This is a genomic window from Serratia quinivorans (genome assembly GCF_052113645.1).
GTDB lineage: Bacteria > Pseudomonadota > Gammaproteobacteria > Enterobacterales > Enterobacteriaceae > Serratia > Serratia quinivorans_B.
Genome location: NZ_JBIEIU010000003.1, coordinates 190005 through 205384 on the forward strand (window position 1 = coordinate 190005; position 15380 = coordinate 205384).

The window sequence follows — 15380 nt, forward strand, 5'->3', positions numbered from 1 at the left end:
TATAGCGCGTTAGGCGCAGGGGGGGCGGGGAAGGCTGTTACAAAGCCTATGGATGGCATGAAAAAACAAAGGGCCCGGCAGTCTTCACTGCGGGCCCTTGGAAGGAAGTCGCGAAAAATTACACTTCCAGATAGCTCATGATGCCATCGGCAGCTTTACGCCCTTCGGCAATCGCCGTGACCACCAGATCCGAACCGCGCACCGCATCGCCACCGGCGAAGATTTTCGGGTTGCTGGTCTGGAAGGCGTTATCGGTGCTTTCCGGCGCCAGGATACGGCCTTGCTTGTCGAGCTCAACGTCGTGAGCGGCCAGCCAGTCCATCTTGTGCGGACGGAAACCAAACGCCATGACCACGGCATCGGCATCGATCACGTGCTCGGAGCCTGGTACCTGCTCTGCGACCTGACGGCCATTGGCATCTGGTGCGCCCAACTGGGTGCGAACCATTTTCACCCCGGCCACGCGACCGGCACTGTTCAGTTCGATGCTCAGCGGTTGCAGGTTGAATTTGAAATCAACCCCTTCCTCACGCGCATTTTTCACTTCGCGTTTGGAGCCTGGCATGTTGGCCTCATCACGGCGATAGGCGCAGATAACTTCGGTGGCACCCTGACGGATAGAAGTACGTACGCAGTCCATCGCAGTGTCACCCCCGCCCAGTACCACGACGCGTTTTCCTTCCATACTGACATACGGCTCGTGCTGCTCGGCTTGATAACCCATCAGCTGCTTGGTGTTGGCGATCAGGAACGGCAGGGCGTCGTAGACACCCGGCGCTTCTTCATTCTCCAGACCACCACGCATCGACTGATAGGTGCCGACACCGAGGAACACCGCGTCATACTCACTCAGCAGCGTTTCCATGGCGATGTCTTTGCCCACTTCGGTATTGAGCTGGAACTCAATGCCCATCTCGCTGAAGATGCCACGGCGCTTGACCATCACTTCTTTTTCCAGCTTGAAGGCCGGAATACCGAAGGTCAGCAGGCCGCCGATCTCGGGGTGACGATCGTAAACCACCGCTTTCACGCCGTTGCGGGTCAGCACATCGGCACAGGCCAGCCCGGCAGGACCGGCACCGATGACCGCCACGCGTTTGCCGGTAGGCTGCACGTGGGACATGTCCGGTTTCCAGCCCATTTCGATGGCTTTATCGCTGATATAGCGCTCGATGTTACCGATGGTCACCGCACCGAACTCATCATTCAGGGTGCAGGAACCTTCACACAGACGATCCTGTGGGCAAACGCGACCGCACACTTCCGGCAGGCTGTTGGTCTGGTGCGCCAGATCCGCCGCCTCCATGATGCGGCCTTCATTCGCCAGCTTCAGCCAGTTCGGGATGTAGTTGTGAACCGGGCACTTCCATTCGCAATAAGGGTTACCGCAAGACAGGCAGCGGTCCGCCTGCGATTTCGCCTGAGTTTCCGAAAACGGCTCGTAAATCTCTACAAACTCAATTTTACGGATCTTGAGCGGTTTCTTTGGCGGATCAACGCGCTGCAGGTCGATAAATTGATAAACATTCTGACTCATTAATGACCTCTTACTGCGCCTGAACCCGCAGCTCGGCTGCGGAACGACTACGGTGACCCAACAATGCTTTGACATCACTGGACTTCGGCTTGACCAGAGCAAACTTCGGCGCCCATTCCGGCCAGTTGGCCAGGATCTCTTCCGCACGCGAAGAACCGGTCGCCTGCACGTGTTCGGTAATCAACCCGCGCAGGTGCTCTTCATGAATTGCCAGTTGGTCGACATCCAACACTTCCACCAGTTCTGGGTTCACACGTTTACGGAACTCGCCGTCTTCATCCAGCACGTAGGCGAAGCCGCCGGTCATGCCCGCACCAAAGTTGATGCCGGTTTTGCCCAGCACGCAGACGATGCCGCCGGTCATATATTCACAACCGTTGTCACCGATGCCTTCTACCACGGTGATGGCACCGGAGTTACGCACCGCGAAACGTTCACCCGCACGGCCCGCGGCGAACAGCTTGCCGCCGGTCGCGCCGTACAGGCAGGTGTTGCCGATGATGCTGGCTTCATGACTGCGGAACGCAGAACCAATTGGCGGACGCACGGCGATACGGCCACCGGCCATGCCTTTACCGACGTAGTCGTTGGCGTCACCGGTCAGCGTCAGTTCTACGCCACCGGCATTCCAGACGCCGAAGCTCTGGCCGGCGGTACCGGAGAAGTAGGCTTTGATCGGATCGGCGGCCATGCCCTGGTCACCATGCACGGTGGCAATGGCCCCGGACAGGGTAGCGCCCACCGAGCGGTCGGTGTTGCGGATATCGAAGTAGAAGGCCTTGCTGCTTTTCGCTTCAATATGCGGTTCCGCCTGTGCCAGCAGATCCTTGTTCATCAACCCCTGATCGAACGGTGGGTTGCTGCTTTCGGTGCAGTGCAGTGCCTTGCCCGGATGCGGCGTGGCGGTTTTCAGCAACGGCGACAGATCCAGCTTGTTCTGCTTGGCGGAAATGCCGTCCAGTTCGGTCAGGAAATCAGTGCGACCAATCAGATCCACCAGTTGGCTGACCCCCAATTGCGCCATGATCTCGCGAGTTTCACGCGCGATAAACTGGAAGTAGTTAACCACGCGTTCTGGCAGGCCGTGGTAGTGATCGCGGCGCAGTTTTTCATCCTGAGTCGCCACGCCGGTGGCGCAGTTGTTCAGGTGACAAATACGCAGATACTTACAGCCCAGCGCCACCATTGGACCGGTACCGAAGCCGAAGCTTTCCGCACCCAGGATCGCCGCTTTGACGATATCGACGCCGGTTTTCAGGCCGCCGTCCACCTGCAGGCGGATTTTATGGCGCAGGCCGTTAGCCACCAGCGCCTGCTGGGTTTCCACCAGGCCCAGTTCCCACGGACAGCCGGCGTATTTCACCGAAGACAGTGGGCTGGCGCCGGTGCCGCCGTCGTAGCCGGCGATGGTGATCAGGTCCGCATAGGCTTTCGCCACGCCGGTCGCGATGGTGCCGACGCCCGGTTCGGAAACCAGTTTCACCGAGATCATGGCCTTTGGATTGACCTGTTTCAGGTCGAAAATCAACTGCGCCAAATCCTCGATCGAGTAGATGTCGTGGTGCGGCGGTGGCGAAATCAACGTCACGCCCGGCACCGAATAACGCAGTTTGGCGATATAAGGCGTGACCTTATCGCCCGGCAACTGGCCGCCTTCACCCGGCTTGGCCCCTTGCGCCACTTTAATTTGGATCACATCGGCATTCACCAGGTAGGCCGGCGTCACACCGAAACGGCCAGACGCCACCTGCTTGATGCGTGACACTTTGTTGGTGCCGTAACGCGCCGGATCTTCACCGCCTTCACCGGAGTTGGAGAACCCGCCGAGGCTGTTCATGGCGATAGCCAGCGACTCGTGCGCTTCCGGGCTCAATGCGCCGATAGACATGGCTGCGGTATCGAAACGTTTGAACAGCGATTCTGCCGGTTCAACCTGATCAACCGGAATGGGCGTGCCCTTCGGCGTGATGGCCAACAGATCGCGCAGCATGGCGACCGGACGCTCGTTCACCAGCTTGGCGTAGGCCTGGTAGTCGCTGTATTTGCCGCTGTGCACTGCGGTTTGCAGCGTGCTCACTACGTCAGGGTTGTACGCATGGTACTCGCCGTCGTGGACGAACTTCAGCAGGCCACCCTGTTCCAGCGGTTTGCGTTTCAACCACGCGCGCTTGGACAGATTTTGCAGATCCTGTTGGATATCGCTGAAGCTGGCGCCGCCGATACGGCTGACCACCCCCTGGAAACACAAATCGGACAGATCGCGGTGCAGGCCGACGGCCTCGAACAGTTTGGCGCAGCGGTAAGAGGCGATAGTAGAGATGCCCATTTTGGACATGATCTTGTACAAGCCCTTATTGATGCCGTTGCGGTAGTTCAGCATCACTTCACGGTATTTCTTGTCGATCGCCTGGGTATCCACCAGTTTGGCCAGCGTTTCGTAGGCCAGGTACGGGTAGACCGCCGTCGCGCCAAAGCCCAACAGCACGGCGAAATGGTGCGGATCGCGGGCGCTGGCGGTTTCAACAATGATGTTGGCGTCGCAGCGCAGGCTTTTCTCGACCAGACGGGTCTGGATCGCACCGACGGCCATCGGCGCAGGGACCGGCAGACGGTTGTTGGCGATGGCGCGGTCGGACAGCACCAGCAGCACGGCGCCGTCACGGACTTTACGTTCCGCTTCGTCGCACAGAGAGCGGATGGTCTGCTCCAGATCTTGCTCTGCCGGATCAAAGGTCAGGTCCAGCGTGTCGGCGCGATAGTATTCGCCTTCCAGCGTGGTGAGTTGTTTGAAGTCGGAGTACAGCAGGATCGGCGATTTGAAGCTTAAACGGTGCGCCTGGCCTTCGGCCTCGCAGAACACGTTCATTTCACGGCCGATGCTGGTCGCCAGCGACATCACATGCGCTTCGCGCAGCGGATCGATCGGCGGGTTGGTCACCTGAGCGAACTGCTGGCGGAAATAGTCGTAAATAATACGTGGACGGCTGGAAAGCACGGCAAACGGAGTATCGTCACCCATTGAGCCAGTGGCTTCCTGGCCGATCTCGCCCAGCACGCGGATCACCTGATCCAGTTCTTCGCTGCTGTAGCCGAACTGTTTCTGATAAGTTTCGAGCTGCGAGTCGTCAAGTTCGCGGCTGCCGACCTGATCGGCAGGCAGGTCTTCGAAGGGCACCAGACGCTTAACGTTCTTTTCCATCCACTCTTTATACGGATGGCGACTTTTCAGATCGTCGTCGGTCTCGGCGGAGTGCAGGATCTTGCCGCTACGGGTGTCGATCACCATCAGCTCGCCTGGGCCAACCCGGCCTTTCTCCACCACTTCATCCGGCTGGTAATCCCAGATACCGACTTCAGAGGCGCAGGTGATCAATTTGTCTTTGGTGATGACGTAGCGCGCCGGACGCAGACCGTTACGGTCCAGGTTACAGGCGGCGTAGCGACCGTCGGACATCACGATACCGGCAGGGCCGTCCCACGGCTCCATGTGCATCGAGTTGAAGTCGAAGAAGGCGCGCAGATCGGTGTCCATGTCCGGGTTGTTCTGCCAGGCAGGCGGCACCAGCAAGCGCATGGCGCGGATCAGATCCATACCGCCCGCCAACAACAGCTCCAGCATGTTATCCAGCGAGCTGGAGTCGGAGCCTGTTTCGTTAACGAACGGCGCGGCCGTTTGCAGATCCGGGATCAGCGGCGTCTGGAATTTATAGGTACGGGCGCGCGCCCACTGGCGGTTACCGGTGATGGTGTTGATCTCGCCGTTGTGCGCCAGATAGCGGAACGGCTGCGCCAGCGGCCAGCGCGGCACGGTGTTGGTGGAAAAACGCTGGTGGAACAGGCAGATGGCCGATTCCAGACGCAGGTCCGCCAAATCAAGATAGAAACGGGGCAGATCCGCAGGCATGCACAGGCCTTTATAGATCGTCACCAGATTCGAGAAGCTGCAGACATAGAAGCTGTCGTCCTGGACGCGCTTCTCGATACGGCGACGCGCGATAAACAGGCGGCGTTCCATATCGCGTGGACGCCAACCGGCCGGGGCGTTAACGAAGATCTGTTCAATACGCGGCAGGGAGGAGAGGGCGATTTCACCCAATACGTCCGGGTTGGTCGGCACTTCACGCCAGCCGACAACCGACAGCGTTTCGTTCTGCAACTCTTCTTCTACAATGCGGCGGCTGGCACGGGCTTCCTCTTCGTTCTGGCTGAGGAACATCATGCCAACGGCGTAGTTCTTGGCTAAACGCCAACTGCGCTCTTCCGCCACCATGCGGAAAAAGCGGTCGGGCTTTTGTAATAACAGGCCGCAACCGTCGCCAGTCTTGCCGTCAGCAAGGATTGCGCCACGGTGCTGCATACGGGCCAGTGCGTGAATAGCGGTACGCACGACCTTATGGCTAGGTTCGCCTTCTATGTGGGCGATCAGGCCGAAACCACAGTTGTCCCGCTCTTGGGATTTATCGTACAACATATCAGTGAACCTCCCCAGGCTCTGCGTGACTCTCATAACCGACTCACGAGCGGGCTTCCCAACGTCAGGCAGAAGTCCAATCAGCAAGCGTAATATCGCCGATTTGCTTTTCCGCCCTCCGTCAATGGCCTCTCGTGATGGTTCTCACAAGTGGTAAATGACTTGTTTTAAGAGGGAGTCTTAAATTACTGCATAAATATGACGAGACGTTTGCCCGTCCAGAAAGCTTCCAGCGGACTTCCAACTTAGCGAGAAAGAATACGCAGGTCAACTATAGGCCTAAGAGGGTTTTTTGATGAAAATAATGCATTTAATTGATTGATATTTGGCGTTTTTTGGCGTTTTTTGCGGTTGTGAAGAGGAGCGCCAACCCCCGAAGAAATGTGAGCTGTCTCACTATAGTGCAACGCCTGAATCTCTGCACCATGCTAGTGCGGGTGGGAATACCAGAGTTTTATTCTAATAACTGATTCTTTTTTGTTGTTTGCAACTATTTTTCATCGCTTTGTCATACTGGCGTTAACGGTTGCGTGGAAATAAGAAAAATTCATCTCGGCTCGAGTGATTTTATTTGCATTTATAATGAATAGTTATGCCTGGTGAAGCCTTGCGGGGAAAGCGTTGATCTCTGTCATCGCGGGAAAAGCCGTTTTTTATTAGCATCACGGGCTTTGAGCACAGAGATCTCCAAGATTATGCAGTTGCCGCAATTAGTCAATATGTTTGGTGCCGACCTCCAGCGGCGATACGGCGAAAAAATCCATAAACTCACCTTGCACGGCGGCTTCAGTTGCCCGAACCGCGACGGCCAGCTTGGGCGGGGCGGTTGCACCTTCTGCAATGTCGCTTCTTTTGCCGATGAACAGATGCAGCACCAAAGCATCGCCGAACAATTGGCGCTGCAGGCCGGCAGGGTGAACCGCGCAAAACGCTATCTGGCCTATTTCCAGGCCTATACCAGTACTTATGCAGAAGTTAACCTGCTGGCGGAGATGTACCGCCAGGCGCTGGATCAGGCGGATATGGTCGGGATTTGTGTCGGCACCCGGCCGGACTGCGTACCGCTCGCCGCCCTCGATCTGCTGGCAAGTTACCGTGAGCAGGGCTACGAGGTCTGGTTGGAACTGGGGTTACAGACCGCGCACGATAAAACGCTGAAACGCATTAACCGCGGCCACAATTTCTCCTGTTATCAGCACACCGCCCGGCTGGCACGTGAGCGTGGGTTGAAGGTGTGCAGCCATCTGATTGTCGGGTTGCCGGGGGAGACTGCTGCTGACCATCTGTCCACGCTGCAACAGGTGGTGGACAGCGGCGTGGACGGCATCAAACTGCATCCGCTGCATATCGTTACCGGCAGTACGCTGGCGCGGGCCTGGCTGGCGGGCAGGCTGCCCGAGCTGTCACTTGAGGAGTATGCCGTCAGCGCCGGGGAGATGATCCGTCACACGCCGAAGGAAGTGATCTATCACCGTATCTCCGCCAGTGCGCGTCGGCCGACGCTGTTGGCACCATTATGGTGCGAAAACCGCTGGAACGGCATGCAGGCGGTCGGCGGCTACCTGCAGCGCCATGGCGGCCAGGGCAGCCGATTGGATGAAAAGCGGCAGTATCGCCCTTGATCGCTGTTTTGATTTGCAATCTTTCCCACACTTCAGCGTTTGCTTCCTCATCTCACCGGTGTTTTACGGTATGATTTAAACGATTCTGTCTGATGGGAGCCGCTATGAAGCAAATCCGGGTGTTAGCCCAGTACTACGTTGATTTAATGGTAAAACTGGGGCTGGTACGCTTTTCGCTATTGCTGGCGTCGGCGCTGGTGGTGCTGGCGATGGTGGTGCAGATGGCGGTCACCATGCTGCTGCGCGGCGAGGTAGAAAGCATCGACGTGGTGCGCTCAATCTTCTTCGGCCTGCTGATTACGCCATGGGCGGTCTACTTTCTTTCGGTGGTGGTCGAGCAGCTTGAGGAGTCACGCCAGCGCCTGACACGGCTGGTGGACAAGCTGGAAGAGATGCGTCACCGCGATCTGGAGCTGAATCAACAGCTCAAGGACAACATTAGCCAACTGAATCAGGAAATTGCCGACCGTATCAAGGCGGAAGAAGAGCGTCAGCAGGTGATGGACAAGCTGACGGGAGAGATGGAGCAGCGTGAGCTGGCGCAAATCGAACTGGGTCAGCAGTCGGCGCTGTTGCGCTCCTTCCTCGATGCCTCGCCGGATCTGGTGTACTACCGCAACGAAGACAAAGAATTCTCCGGCTGCAACCGCGCGATGGAGCTGTTGACCGGCAAAAGCGAAAAGCAGCTGATTGGCCTGACGCCGTTTGACGTCTACGGCCAGGAAATCGCCGAAAAGGTGATCGAAACCGATGAGAAAGTGTTTCGCCACAACGTGTCACTGACCTATGAACAGTGGCTGGTTTACCCGGATGGCCGCAAGGCCTGTTTCGAGCTGCGCAAAGTGCCGTTTTACGACCGCGTGGGCAAACGGCAAGGGCTGATGGGCTTTGGCCGCGATATAACCGAGCGTAAGCGCTATCAGGACGCGCTGGAGAACGCCAGCAGGGACAAGACCACCTTCATCTCAACGATCAGCCACGAGCTTCGTACGCCGCTTAACGGCATAGTCGGGTTGAGCCGCATTCTGCTCGATACCGATTTAAACGACGAGCAACTGAAATACCTCAAAACCATCCATGTCAGCGCCATCACCCTGGGCAATATCTTCAACGACATTATCGAGATGGATAAGCTCGAGCGGCGCAAAGTGCAGCTCGACAATCAACCGGTAGACTTCACCGGCTTCCTGGCTGACCTGGAAAACCTCTCCGGCCTGTTGGCACAACCGAAAGGGCTGCAGTTCGTGCTGGAGCCGCAGCCACCGCTGCCGCAGCAAATCATCACCGATGGCACCCGCCTGCGGCAGATCCTGTGGAACCTGATTGGCAACGCAGTGAAGTTCACCCCGCAGGGGCGAATTGTGGTGCGCGTGCGGCGTGAAGAGCAGGATCGGCTGGTGTTTGAGGTGGAAGACTCCGGCATGGGCATTCCGCAGGATGAGCAGGACAAAATCTTCGCCATGTATTATCAGGTGAAAGATCAGCACGGTGGTCGGCCGGCAACCGGCACCGGCATCGGGCTGGCGGTTTCCAAGCGCCTGGCGCAGAGCATGGGCGGTGATATCACCGTCAACAGCGTGCAAGGGCACGGTTCTTGCTTCACCTTGACCATCAAGGCTCCGGCGGTGCGGGAAGTCGAAAATGAGACGCAGGCCGAAGAAGCGCTGCCCTTACCGGCGCTGCATATTCTGCTGGTAGAGGATATTGAGCTGAACGTGATTGTGGCGCGTTCGGTGTTGGAAAAACTGGGCAACAGCGTGGAAGTGGCGATGAACGGCCAGGATGCGTTGGCGATGTTTGATCCGGACGAATTCGATCTGGTGTTGCTGGATATCCAATTGCCGGACATGACCGGGCTGGATATCGCCCGAGTGTTGCGCGAACGCTATGCCGGGCAGGCGTTGCCGCCGCTGGTTGCGTTGACCGCCAACGTCTTGAAAGACAAAAAAGAGTACCTCGACGCGGGAATGGACGACGTGCTGAGCAAGCCGCTGTCGGTGCCGGCGTTGACCAAGGTGATAAAACATTACTGGGATCATCAACCCTCTCACACCACAAAGAAAATGGAGCAAAAGACGATGCAGATTAATGAGTCTTTACTGGATACCACCATGCTGGAACAGTACATGGACCTGGTGGGGCCGCAGTTGATTCATCAGAGCCTGGAGATGTTTGAGCAAATGATGCCGGGCTATCTGGCGGTGCTGGATTCCAATATGACCGCGCGCGACCAGAAAGGCATCACGGAAGAGGGGCACAAAATCAAAGGGGCCGCAGGTTCGGTGGGCCTGCGTCATCTGCAACAGCTGGCACAGCAAATTCAAACCCCGACGTTGCCGGCGTGGTGGGATAACGTGCAGGACTGGGTGGATGAGTTGAAGCAGGAATGGCGCAACGACGTGCAGGTACTGCGTGAGTGGGTAGCGGAAGCTGAAAAAAAATGACCCCGACCTAGGCCGGGGTGCGCGAATATTGCGCCAACACCAGGGAAATTGTGAACCTGCGTATTGGATTTAGTGTTCTGGTCGAGCAGGTAGTAGATAATTCCTAAACATCATACAGCCAACAACATAGCAAATGTAAGCGCTCTTGTTAGAAGATTCATTAAAATGTGTGATGTAGATTAGTGTTTGTCTACTCCGAGCACTAACCAGTTGACAGTATCAACAGGAGGAAGGGTGATGAAAAACGTGGGCGTAGTGCTGAGTGGCTGCGGGGTTTATGACGGTTCGGAGATCCAGGAAGCCGTCCTGACGCTGCTGGCATTGGACCGGGCGGGGGCGCAAGCGGTGTGCTTTGCACCTGATAAACCTCAACTTCATGTTATTAATCACTTATCTGGCGATGTCATGGCAGGGGAACGCAATGTTTTGCTGGAGTCTGCGCGTATTGCCAGAGGCAAGGTTCAGCCGCTTTCACAGGCCGACGTCGACCAGTTGGACGCCCTGATCGTCCCCGGCGGGTTTGGTGCGGCGAAGAATCTCAGCAGTTTTGCCAGCGAAGGGGCGGAATGCTGGATTGATAAGGATCTGGCCAAGCTAACGCAGCAAATGCATAAGGCAAATAAACCAATCGGTTTTATGTGCATTGCGCCGGCGCTGTTGCCAAAGCTGTTGGATCAGCAAGTGCGGCTGACCATTGGCAACGATCCGGACCTCGGTGAAGTGATTGATGCCATGGGCGGCGAGCCGGTCATTTGCCCGGTCGACGATATCGTGGTGGATATTGAGAACAAAGTGGTGACCACGCCGGCCTATATGCTGGCGAAATCGATCGGTGAGGCCGCCCGCGGGATTGATAAGCTGGTTTCACGGGTGCTGGATTTGGCTGAATGAGAAAGTCGGCGGGCAAATCGATATTATCCCGGCCATGGTTTTGGCTGAAACGCGGATTGATCGCTCTGGTCGGGGCGTGGTTGCTGGGCATCGTAATCTTCGCTTTTCTGCCGGTGCCTTTTTCTGCGGTCATGGCAGAGCGGCAGATTGGCGCCTGGCTGAGTGGCGATTTTGGTTATGTGGCGCACTCCGACTGGGTGTCGATGGACGAGATTTCCCCGCAGATGGCGCTGGCGGTGATGGCGGCGGAGGATCAGAAATTCCCGGATCACTGGGGTTTTGATGTGGCCGCGATCGAAAAGGCATTCAGCCACAATGAACGTCGGCCCGCGCGCATCCGCGGCGCTTCCACGCTGTCGCAGCAAACGGCGAAGAACCTGTTCCTGTGGGACGGCCGCAGTTGGCTGCGTAAAGGGTTGGAGGCCGGGCTGACATCCGGGATTGAGCTGGTGTGGACCAAACGTCGGATCCTGACGGTATACCTCAATATCGTCGAGTTCGGTGATGGCGTGTTCGGCGTGGAGGAAGCGTCACAGCGCTACTTCAACAAACCGGCCAAACGCCTGACCGCCTCTGAGGCCGCGCTGCTGGCGGCCGTGTTGCCCAACCCGCATCGCTTCAAGGCCAATGCGCCTTCCGGCTATGTGATACAGCGACAGCAGTGGATCATGCGCCAGATGCGCCAATTGGGTGGGGAAGGGTTTTTGAAAGAGAACAAGCTGGATTGAGTGGGGCCGGGATGAGGGCATCAGGCAACGCTGAACCCTCGACCCCGGCAAACATCATTTCACGAAGGTAAAGGCGGTGGTGACGTGTTTCACGCCGCTGACCTGGCTGGCGATCTGTGCCGCAGACTGGCCTTCCTGTTGCGTGACCAGGCCCAGCAAGAACACTTCGCCGTTTTCGGTAGTGACTTTCACATTGGATGACTTCACCGTATCGCTGGTGAGCAACTGTGAACGGACTTTGGTGGTGATCCAGGTATCGGAAGAGGCGGTGCTCAGACTGACCGGCGTCCCCTGACGGATCTCGTTATACACTTCGGTCGTGCCTTCAACGCCCATGGCGATCTGTTTGGCGCGGGCCGCCAGATCGGTACTTGGCGATTGGCCGGTCAGCAAGACCTTACCCTGATAGGCGGTGGCAACCACCCTGGCATCTTTCTTCAGTTGCTGATCTTTGCTCAGGGCGTTTTCAACCCGAGCTTCCAGCGTACCATCGTCTACCTGTGTGCCCACGCTGCGTGGGTCGGTGGCAGTTTTGGTGGCAACGGCGGCGCTGCCAACGACAACGCCTGCAATACAGCCTTGTAACAGCAGGGCGCTGGACAGCACTGCAAATGTGGCTTTCAGCTTCATCTCAGTTCCTTAATCGTCCTGGTGGGGAAACAACGTATTATCTATCAGGTCGCATAGGCAATTTACGGTCAGCATATGCATTTCCTGGATCCGTGCACTGCGGTGAGAAGGAATGCGGATCTCGACATCCTGCTGGCCGAGCAAGCCGGCCAGTTCCCCACCGTCGTAACCGGTAAGCGCGACAATCGTCATGTCACGCGTCACGGCGGCTTCGACCGCCTTCACAATATCACGGCTGTTGCCGCGGGTGGAAATTGCCAACAATACGTCACCGGCGTGGCCGAGCGCACGGACCTGTTTGGCATACACTTCATCGTGCAGGCGATCGTTGGTGATCGCCGTCAACACCACGTTATCGGCATTCAGGGCGATGGCCGGCAGACTTGGGCGCTCGGTTTCAAAGCGGTTAATCATGCTGGCGGCGAAATGCTGCGCGTTGGCTGCCGAGGTGCCGTTGCCGCAGCACAGAATCTTGTTACCGTTAAGTAAAGATTGAACCAGCGTCATTGCTGCACGCGAGATGGCGTCGGGCAAAGCTTCCGCCGCCGCAATCTGGGTTTGGATGCTTTCGGTAAAACAGGCTTTAATTCTATCCAGCACGTTGTATTAATCCACTAAGTCAAAGGGCCGGTCTGCACCGGTAAACCACGTTTAATCCGCATTGAAGGCGTTGGGTATCCATTCTAACTGGCTACCGGTGATGGCCAAAACATCAAAACGGCAAGACGATGTGTCAAAACTGGCTCCGCGCCCCGCCAGCCAAACGGCGGCGGCATGCAGCAACCGCTGCTGCTTGCGATAAGTGACGCTGGCGGCGGCACCGCCAAACGCGTCGTTACGGCGGTAGCGCACTTCAACGAACACCCAGGTTTGGCCGTCGCGCATGATGAGATCGAGCTCACCGCCGCGCAGCGTAACGTTGGCGGCGAAGAAGGTGAGCCCGGCGCGTTCCAGATAGTGGCGGGCCTGTAACTCATAGCCCGCCCCTGTGGCGCGTTGACTCAAGAGACCGGAACGACCATGCCCTGACGGTATTGCAGCCAAGGCAGCTTTCTGTTGATCACACAGCCCGGAGAGGCGGTGAGCATGCCAGTGGTGCCGGAGACCTGGAAGCCCGGCAACTGGCGCATTTCAGCAAAGTGGTTGGACAATGTCCAGGCATCCATCCCCATCGCATACAGACGCACCAGCGAATAGTCGTTGCGGAACTGGCTGCTTGCCTGCTGCAACAACTGCGGGTTGGCTCCGGCCAGCAACGGAATATCGCTGAACTGCAAACCTTCCATTTCCAGGCGGAAGTCCGGACCGGCGCCGGCCTGGTAGCTGCGCGAACTGGCGTACATCGCCGGTTTGCTGCGCGAGTTGGTCGCCATGTCGATCATCGGTTTGATCAGCGTCAGTTGGGACTGGGTCGCGACGATATAAACCGAATCTACGCTGCCGCCGCTGGCTGCAGGCGTATCGTTTGGCGGTGCAGGGATGGTCAGCCCGGCAATGGTAACGGCCTGCGGTGCCGGTGCGGCGGAGATTGGCGTACCCGACATGCGAATGCCGCCGCTGTTCACCATTTGGCGCAATTCACCGGCGGAACCGATATTTTGCTGCAATACCGTTTGGCCACCCAGCTTCTGCCACTCCTGATTAAAGGCTTTGGCAACGCGATCGCCGAAGGCACCACGGGGGATCAGCAACAGCGGCTGCCGTTTCTGTTGTTCCCAGATGTGGCGGGCGGCATCACGCGCTTCATCTTCCGGTGAAAGCGCGAAGTAACAGATGTTCGGGTTGTCTTTCGGCGTTTCCGGCTGGTTGAGCGCCAAGACGTTCAGGGTAGTGGTGCTGCTCGCCAGTTGATCTACGTTTTCTTTCAGCAGTGGGCCGACCACCAGGGTTGCGCCATCCTGCTGCGCCTGCGTCAACAGCGCGGCCAGTGGTTGGCTGGAGGTATCATACACCTTAATTTGCGCGTTAACGGCCTGCGGCGGCGTAATCGGCGCGGTGGATGGGGTGGAAGGTTGAGCGGCGGTTACCGGAGCGGCATCTGCAGGTGGCGCCGAAGTGCTTACTGCACCGTTGGCATTAGGATCCGTCGAGGCTGGAGCCTGCACGGGCTCGCTGGTTGGCTGCTGTTGCTGTTGTTGCACCGGCGCCGAAGGCGTCACACCGTTCTTCGCCGCTTCAAACCCTTTTTGGATCGCGTCGGCGTACACTTTTGCCTGACCGTTCAACGGCAGCAGCAGCGCGATTTTCGACGTAGAAGCCTGGGTGAAGTTCAGCACCTGGTTCAACTGCGTCGGCAACGTTTTCGCCGCCGGATTCTGCGGGTAACGGTTCTGCCAGTCTTTAATACCGGCCTTCAGTAGGTCGGGGTCCTGCTTGTTGTCCTGATAAACGCGCAGCAGATCCAACCACCCCTGCAGCACATTTTCATTGGCGTTGATCACCAGGCTGTTCATGTCCTGCGGCGTCAGCTGCAGCAGGGCCTGCCAGGTTTGATCCAGATTGGTTTGATGCGCCTTGCCAGTCACCAAAGGCTCTTGTGCGATATAAGCGCGGATCAGCGGCAGGGAAGGTTTCCCCTGATTGGCCGCGATCTGCGCCTGGTAGAAGCGCACCAACTGGTTGGCAGACAGCGAGCCGGTATCCAGATGGCTCAACGTCGTGCGGGCAGCGACGTAGCTTTTGTTCGCGACCTGCAGCTCGGCGCTCAGCAACTGGCGTTCCACCAGTTGAACGCTGCTGAGGTTTTTCGGCAGTTGGTTCAGTTGTTCACCGGCTTGCGGCAGTTTCCCTTCACGCAGCAACGCGCGAATAGCAAGTAATTGCCAGTCAGCCTTGTTATCATTGCTGCTTTGCTGCAACTGCTGCAGATAGTAATCGGAACTGGCGCTCGCTTCGTCCTGTATATTAGCGGGCGGCGTCTGCGGGGCCTGACTCGGGCAGCCTGCAAGGAAAAGGGCGGCCGCGATGACTGCGGTAAGTCGGACAGGCTTTGAACGCCCTGCTTTGGTACGAACGAATGTTGAGGAAAGCATACTGTATCCAGTGATGTTTTTTTCA

General features: G+C 57.5%; 10 protein-coding genes. 4 read left to right on the plus strand and 6 right to left on the minus strand.

The annotated features are described in order from the left end of the window. Positions 1-118: 118 nt before the first annotated feature. Together ACGS9J_RS08270 and gltB are read right to left on the minus strand one after the other, a co-directional pair. Entirely contained in the window at positions 119-1537 is a 1419-nt protein-coding gene (locus ACGS9J_RS08270) for a glutamate synthase small subunit (protein WP_442230462.1), read from the minus strand. A gap of 10 nt (positions 1538-1547) precedes the next feature. Further along, positions 1548-6008, minus strand: coding sequence for a glutamate synthase large subunit (gltB, locus tag ACGS9J_RS08275; protein ID WP_442230463.1), 4461 nt, complete (start codon positions 6006-6008; stop codon positions 1548-1550). A gap of 695 nt (positions 6009-6703) precedes the next feature. Here gltB and ACGS9J_RS08280 point away from each other — a divergent pair. From ACGS9J_RS08280 to mtgA, 4 genes are all read left to right on the plus strand, one after another. Beyond that, a complete protein-coding gene (locus ACGS9J_RS08280) occupies positions 6704-7630 on the plus strand; it encodes a TIGR01212 family radical SAM protein (protein WP_442230620.1) in 927 nt (308 codons plus the stop codon). A gap of 104 nt (positions 7631-7734) precedes the next feature. Then, entirely contained in the window at positions 7735-10074 is a 2340-nt protein-coding gene (gene arcB / locus ACGS9J_RS08285; RefSeq protein ID WP_442230464.1) for an aerobic respiration two-component sensor histidine kinase ArcB, read from the plus strand. A gap of 237 nt (positions 10075-10311) precedes the next feature. After that, the gene (gene elbB, locus ACGS9J_RS08290) at positions 10312-10965 is read left to right on the plus strand and encodes an isoprenoid biosynthesis glyoxalase ElbB (RefSeq protein WP_442230465.1); all 654 of its coding nucleotides are present in this window, start codon (positions 10312-10314) and stop codon (positions 10963-10965) included. After that, positions 10962-11693 carry a monofunctional biosynthetic peptidoglycan transglycosylase gene (gene mtgA, locus ACGS9J_RS08295; RefSeq protein ID WP_442230466.1) on the plus strand — a complete coding sequence of 244 codons (732 nt, stop codon included), beginning with the start codon at positions 10962-10964 and terminating at the stop codon, positions 11691-11693. The genes elbB and mtgA overlap by 4 nt, the downstream gene beginning before the upstream one ends. Before the next feature lie 54 nt (positions 11694-11747). Here the strand turns inward: mtgA and dolP are convergent, their stop codons facing one another. From dolP to ACGS9J_RS08315, 4 genes are read right to left on the minus strand one after another with little or no spacing between them, the layout of a single operon-like run. Continuing rightward, positions 11748-12323, minus strand: coding sequence for a division/outer membrane stress-associated lipid-binding lipoprotein (gene dolP / locus ACGS9J_RS08300; RefSeq protein WP_442230467.1), 576 nt, complete (start codon positions 12321-12323; stop codon positions 11748-11750). Between the two features lie 9 nt (positions 12324-12332). Continuing rightward, positions 12333-12923, minus strand: coding sequence for a DnaA initiator-associating protein DiaA (gene diaA / locus ACGS9J_RS08305; protein WP_020831820.1), 591 nt, complete (start codon positions 12921-12923; stop codon positions 12333-12335). Positions 12924-12974: 51 nt separating this feature from the next. Then, positions 12975-13328: a YraN family protein gene (locus ACGS9J_RS08310; protein WP_442230468.1), complete on the minus strand. Its 354-nt coding sequence runs from the start codon at positions 13326-13328 to the stop codon at positions 12975-12977. Next, positions 13325-15355: a penicillin-binding protein activator gene (locus tag ACGS9J_RS08315; RefSeq protein WP_442230469.1), complete on the minus strand. Its 2031-nt coding sequence runs from the start codon at positions 15353-15355 to the stop codon at positions 13325-13327. The genes ACGS9J_RS08310 and ACGS9J_RS08315 overlap by 4 nt, the downstream gene beginning before the upstream one ends. Positions 15356-15380 lie beyond the last annotated feature (25 nt).

Excerpts from the sequence above, each read along its gene's own strand:
- ACGS9J_RS08270 (WP_442230462.1), bottom strand. The coding sequence starts at position 1,537 with ATGAGTCAGAATGTTTATCAATTTATCGACCTGCAGCGCGTTGATCCG.
- gltB (WP_442230463.1), bottom strand. The coding sequence starts at position 6,008 with ATGTTGTACGATAAATCCCAAGAGCGGGACAACTGTGGTTTCGGCCTG.
- ACGS9J_RS08280 (WP_442230620.1), top strand. The coding sequence starts at position 6,704 with ATGCAGTTGCCGCAATTAGTCAATATGTTTGGTGCCGACCTCCAGCGG.
- arcB (WP_442230464.1), top strand. The coding sequence starts at position 7,735 with ATGAAGCAAATCCGGGTGTTAGCCCAGTACTACGTTGATTTAATGGTA.
- elbB (WP_442230465.1), top strand. The coding sequence starts at position 10,312 with ATGAAAAACGTGGGCGTAGTGCTGAGTGGCTGCGGGGTTTATGACGGT.
- mtgA (WP_442230466.1), top strand. The coding sequence starts at position 10,962 with ATGAGAAAGTCGGCGGGCAAATCGATATTATCCCGGCCATGGTTTTGG.
- dolP (WP_442230467.1), bottom strand. The coding sequence starts at position 12,323 with ATGAAGCTGAAAGCCACATTTGCAGTGCTGTCCAGCGCCCTGCTGTTA.
- ACGS9J_RS08315 (WP_442230469.1), bottom strand. The coding sequence starts at position 15,355 with ATGCTTTCCTCAACATTCGTTCGTACCAAAGCAGGGCGTTCAAAGCCT.